Origin of the sequence: Streptomyces scabichelini (assembly GCF_011045015.1) — a bacterium.
GTDB lineage: Bacteria > Actinomycetota > Actinomycetes > Streptomycetales > Streptomycetaceae > Streptomyces > Streptomyces scabichelini.
This window is the reverse complement of record NZ_JAAKZY010000362.1, coordinates 1-5,664: the sequence shown is the minus strand read 5'-3', so window position 1 is coordinate 5,664 and position 5,664 is coordinate 1. Positions and strand designations below refer to the sequence as shown.

Annotated in this window: 3 protein-coding genes; 1 reads left to right on the top strand and 2 read right to left on the bottom strand. The window is 73.0% G+C overall.

Translation table 11 applies throughout. From position 1 onward, the window contains the following. A partial coding sequence (locus G5C60_RS49085) for a prenyltransferase/squalene oxidase repeat-containing protein (protein ID WP_165270537.1) occupies positions 1-1,769 on the top strand: 1,769 nt, incomplete at its 5' end. A 106-nt stretch (positions 1,770-1,875) separates the two neighbouring features. Here the strand turns inward: G5C60_RS49085 and G5C60_RS49080 are convergent. Together G5C60_RS49080 and G5C60_RS49075 are read right to left on the bottom strand one after the other, a co-directional pair. Then, entirely contained in the window at positions 1,876-3,192 is a 1,317-nt protein-coding gene (locus G5C60_RS49080) for a TIGR02679 family protein (RefSeq protein ID WP_165270535.1), read from the bottom strand. Continuing rightward, positions 3,189-5,664, bottom strand: a 2,476-nt coding sequence (locus G5C60_RS49075; protein WP_277611497.1) for an SbcC/MukB-like Walker B domain-containing protein, incomplete at its 5' end; no start/stop codon positions are given. The genes G5C60_RS49080 and G5C60_RS49075, both read right to left, overlap by 4 nt.

Here is a 5,664-nt window from a genome sequence, read left to right as displayed (position 1 = left end):
CCCCCGACACCCCCGACATCCCCGACGTCCTACTCGCCGATCTCGACCGAGCCCTGGCCCGGACCACCGACGCCCTGTTCACCCTGCAACGCCCGGACGGCAGTTGGGAGGGCCGGCTGTCACCGAGCGCGCCGGCCACCGCCGACGTACTGATCGCGATGCACCTGGCCGACCCGGAGGGGTGCCGCGACCTCATCGAGCGCGGGGTCTCCTGGCTGCTGCGGACCCAGCAGGAGGACGGCGGCTGGGGCGACGACGCCGACACCGAGTCCACCCTCAACGGCACCGCGCTCACCGTTGCCGCACTGGCACTGGTGGCGCCGGACCGGGCAGCCGGGAACATCCGCCGCGGCTGGCGGCGGGTGGAGGAGTTCGGTGGCGCGGAGGCCGTACGGGACGTCGAGAAGTGCTCGCTGACCGTGCTCGTCCACTTCTACCTGGTGCTCGCCGGACTGATGAGCGAGGAGGGCCTGCTCAGGGTGCCGATCGAGCTTTCCCTGCTGCCCGGGCCGCTGCGCCGGAAGCTGACCTTCGCGATGCCGACCGCCATGGCCTGGGGCCTGATGTGCGCCGCGCCGGCGGAGGGCGGCGCGGGGCACCGGCGCTGGGCGCGGACGGCCGTCAACCGGGCGGCGACGCCCAGGGCCATCGAGTACCTGGACGGTCTGGTCGGCTTCGAGGGGCCGGACGGCGGATTCGTCGAGTCGCCGATGATGTCCGCCAACGTGGTGATCGGTCTTGCGCTGGCCCGGCAGCGGCCGGACATCGTCCGGCACTGTCTGAAGTACTTCCGCGCGACCGTGAAGCCCGAGGGGGCGTGGTCGGTGACCCGGGATCTGGAGGTGGATGCCACCAATTTCATCACCGTGGGTATGCAGCACGCCGGTCTGGCCGACGACCCCCGGGTGGGGAACGCCGTCGCGTGGATCCGCCGCGCCCAGCGGGACGAGGAGTTCATCTGGACGGGCGCGCCGTCCGGCGGCTGGGGCTGGGGGCTGCCCTCGGGCTGGCCCAACAGCGGCAATACGGCCGACGCGGTGCTGGCGCTTTCGGGAGCCGGCCACGACGTACGGGACCCGCAGGTGCGCCGCGGCGCGGACTGGCTGCTGAGACAGCAGAACCACGACGGCTCGTGGAGTTGCTTCGCCCGCGTCGGCCGGATCGCAAGCCTGGACCCCTCGTTCGCGATGGTCGGCAAGGCCCGCTCGCCCAAGGTGCTCTACGGGCCCTGCGCGGTGATGTCCGCCGAGGCGGTCTCCGCCCTCGGGCTCTCCGGCGCCTGCCCGCCGGGCGACCCGCGCCTGGTCAGGGCGTATGAGTGGTTCAAGAGGGTGCAGCGCGCAGATGGCGGGATCGACAACAAGTGGTACGTCGGACGGGTCACCGGTACCGGGTCGGTGCTGCGCGCCCTCGGCGACGTCGGCCTGGGCCACACCGAGGTCGCGCGTCGCTGCGTCTCCTGGCTCCGCCTCCACCAGAACCCGGACGGGGGTTGGGGCCGGACGGCCCCGCCTGACGGACCGTCAACCGTCGAGGAGACGTCCATGGCGCTGCTCGGCCTGGTCGCGGCCGGCACCGACCCGGCCGATCCCCTGCTGGTCCGCGGCGCACGCTGGCTGATCGAACACCGCAACGCCGACGGTCTGTGGAGCCCCAGCCTGGTCGGCGTCTACTTCCTGGAGCTCCTCTACCGCCACGACCACACGGCCAACGGCTATGCCCTCCAGGCCCTGGCCCGCTACCGCGAGTCCGCACGCCGCGCGCTGTGACGTGCACGCGACGCTGGTCGACGGGGTTTGCCACGTCTCCCGTGAAGTACGGCAAGTACGGCGGTGACCGGTCGGCGGTGACCGGTGGCCGGTGGCCAGTGACCGGTCACCCGAGGTCCTCCAGGAGCAGATCGAGCGCCGCCTCCTCGTGCAAGGCGATTCCGAGAGCGTTCATGGTCGGGGACAGTTCCGGGTCCCATGTGGCCTCGATCCGCGGGCCGGTGAGAAGGAGCTGCGGTGTGCCGTGCACCTGTGTGCGCGTCGCGAGGTACTCGTAGTCCTCCGCCCGCATACGCCAGGGCTCCGCCCCGTACCGATTCACGACACGGTTGGCCAGCGCGATGCCCGGCCAGTCGAAGTCACCGTGGTACGCGAAGGCACATCCGGCGGCGGCCAGTGCGTCCAGCAGCGTGAGGACGACCGTCGTCGCGCTGCCGGAGGTGCAGATCAGGGCCGCGGTGCAGCCGGCGTCGGCCGCGGCTTCGACCACGCGCGGGTTCTCGCAGACGTGGACCCGGGTGTGGGCCGGCAACTCCAGGTGCAGCGCGCGCAGTTCGCGCAGGGTGAGGTGGGTTTCCAGGCCGTGGTCCGCCCGCTCGCGCAGGACTCTCTCGCCCCAGGTCCCGCCCCTCGGCCGCAGTCCGTACGTGAGCACCGTGCTGGACACCTCGTCCGGAGTGACCGAGGCCAGGCGCCACAGGGCCCGGCGGCCCGGTGCGTCGACGGGGAAGTCGGCACCGGACGCCAGGGCGATGCCGCGCAGGACCAGGCGGGAGAGCAGGGTGCCGTCGTCCAGGCCGTGGGCCGAACCGGTGGTACGGGTGGCCAGTTCGCCGCGGCCCCAGAGGGCGGGGGTGGGCTCCGCGTCCGCGCCGGGGAAGAGCGTTGCCAGGGTCTGGATCGCCTGGGTGAGGATCGTGGCCGCGGTGTGCCGGTCCTGGCGGGCGACCGTACCGGCGCGTCGTGTCTCCTCCAGCCACCGGCCCGCCCAGGGCTGGGACGACAGTGAGGTGGCGGCGAGGGTCGCCTCCGCCGTGGACCACAGCCCTTCCCGTTGCGTCGCCGCCGCGTCGCGGGCCGCACGGCGGTCGGTCAGGGGTGGGCCCAGTTCGGCCAGCGTCGCGGCCAGGCTTCGGCCGATCGCGCTGGTGCGCAGGCGGCTGTCCAGGTCCGTCAGGCGGATGGTGGCGGTGGTGACGGTGGGGGCGGTGAGCGGTTTCGCGAGGAGGAGGGACAGGGCCTCGCGCTCCTGCGCGTCCAGGTTCTGGAGCCTGACCGTGCCGGTCGGCTGGAGGCCGTTGCGTTCCAGGCGCGCTCGTGCGGCCGTCCAGAGGCGGGTGAGCCCTGGGCGGGTGAGGAACGCCAGGGCGTCAGCCTCGGCGTCGGCGTCGGGTCCCTGCTGCGTCACATGGGGTTCCGTCATACCGACACCAGGCGCCGCTGCCGTCCGTTCCACGTGTAGTGGAGGGTCGCCACGCCTCGTACGTGGGGGTCGCGCAGGCACTCGTAAATGTGCAGCGACGGCACGTCGGGCCAGTTGCCGATCAGGCGTTCGCTGGTGAGGACGAAGTCCAGGTCCAGGTCGACCAGGATGCGGCCGAGTCGGGCATGGGTGGGCTCGTCGACCTTGGCGAAAGCGTCGTCCAACAGAATCAACCGGGGTGCGTGCGGGGCCGTTCCCGCCAGGCTCGTGAAGTGGGCGGCAGCAGCGGCGAAGAGGGCCAGGTAGGAGAGGACGCGCTGCTCGCCCTGGCTGAGCCCCGTGCGGCCGGAGAGTTTGCGGCGGCTGCCAGGGGCGGCGTCGTTCACGACCCAGGGCGTGAAGGTGAACCAGTCGCGGTAGTCGAGGGCGGTGCGCAGGTGGGCCGCGTAGCCCGCGCCCGGGTCGGCGCGGCGGGCGTCCTCGATGCGGCGCTGGAGTACGTCACGGAGTTGCTCGGACTGTTCGCGGGTGCGCAGGCCCGACGGGCTGCGCAGGAGGTCGACGGCTGCCTTGACGTCCGCTTCCACTCCGTCGGCCAGCTTCCAGTCGAGCGTGACGCCCAGGCCGTGCGACGTACGGACCGTGGACAGGGTGGCGTTCAGGGCGGCCACCAGGGCGCCTGCGGCCAGGACCTGGGAGGACAGGTGGTCGCCCAACTCCCCCGTCAGGAAACGCTGGAACACTTCGCGCTCGCGGTCCGTCAGCCGTTCGCGGGCCTCGGCCGCCTGGGCGGCGATGCGCTCGCCCACCACGGCGATGTCGTGCGGGCCGTGGTCGTCGACGAGGCGGCAGACCTTGATGCCGTCGTGTTCCTCGAGCGTGGCGTCGTAGCCTCCGGAGAGCTGGTCGCGCAGCTCCGTATGACGGTTGAGGAGGGTGGTGTCAGAGATGTCGCGCCGCTCCCCGTCCAGGAGGCTCCGTACGGACTCGACCAGTCCGCGCAGCGCCTTTGTACGGTCGCGTGCGTCGGCCGTCCGTTCGCGTGCGTCGTCCGTCCGTTCACGTGCGTCGTCCGTCCGTTCACGTGCGTCGTCCGTCCGGTCGCGTGCGTCGTCCGTCCGGTCGCGTGCGTCGTCCGTCCGGTCGTGTGCGTCGGCCGTCCGGTCGTGTGCGTCGTCCTCCTTGGAGTCCGACTCGTCCTCCGTGGAGTTCGCCTCGCCCTCCGCCAGCACGTCGAGGCCCGCTCCCCTGCTCACGCCCGGCAGGGAAAGCGCCGTACGCAGTCGCCTGCCGCTCGCGAGCGCCTCGCCCTCCTGCGTGGCCAGCGCCTCGCGCCGTACCCTCTCGTCCTCCTCCGCGCGCACGCGTTCGTCGTGTGCGGCGCTCATGTCCCGCTGGATGCCGGGGAGTTGGCGCCCTGCCGCGTCCAGGCGGCGCTTGGCCTCGTCCTCGCGGGCGAGGATCTCCTGCTCCGACGCTCCCAGGGCCTCCTCCAGGCCCCGGACCGTGCGGCGGGCGGCGTCCAGGCGGGCGAGCGGCTCGGCGTAGTCGGACTCCGCTTCCCGGCAGGACGTCAGAGCGCGCTCGTAGCCTTCGCGGCCCTGGCGGTGGCCGTCCGCGGAGGAAGCGATCGCGCGCAGCCGTCCGCGCAGTCGCTGCGTGCCTGTGCCGAGGCGGTCCAGGGCGAGACGTACGGAGTCGAGGGCGGTCGGGTCGACCGGGAGGTCGTTCGCGCTCGCGGTCGCCTCGGTCTCGCGCCGGGCAGCGACCGCGTGGGCGCGCGCCTGCTCCGCCTCGCGGGCGGCCGCGGACGCCTGGCCGGCCAGCACCTGTGCGGTGCGCTCGGCCTCGGCCGCGCGGGCCCATGCGTCGGTCAGCCGGCGTGCCGTGGGCGGATGGCTCAGGGTGTCGGCCACCTTCGTGCGGTGCTCCGTCAGGATCCGCAGGTTGCTCTCCTGCTCGGCCAACTTCCCCTGTACGTCGGTGAGTTGCTGATCGAGTTCGGCCAGCGCCCGGCGGCGGGTCTCGGCGCGCACCTCGGCACCGACGTACTCGGCGGTCTGCTTGGTGTGACGACCGTGGGCGACGCCCAACTTCCATGAGCCGTCGGTGCCGATCACGGAGTCCGCCGCCGTGCCCGTGACTCCCCCCACAACCAGGGCTACCGCCCCCAGCACGCTTTCGACCTGCTCGGTCGTCACCCCGCTGTCCGGCGCCGCGACGGGGCGCAGCACCTCGGCGAGCGTGGGTCCGGCAGGCGGCGTACCCGTGGGGACGAGGAGGGTGTCCCGCGTGGCCGGGTCGAGGACGGTGCCGTCGGCGCACACCCAGGCGTCGAGCAGGCCGCTCGCTTCCAGTGCGGCTTCCAGGCCGGGCCGTACCGCCGACTTCAGCCCTTCGGCGAAGTCCACGAGGCGGTACAGGGGTGCGCCGGTGCCGGGCGTGCGGGGCGCCCAGCGGTGGGGCGGGGGC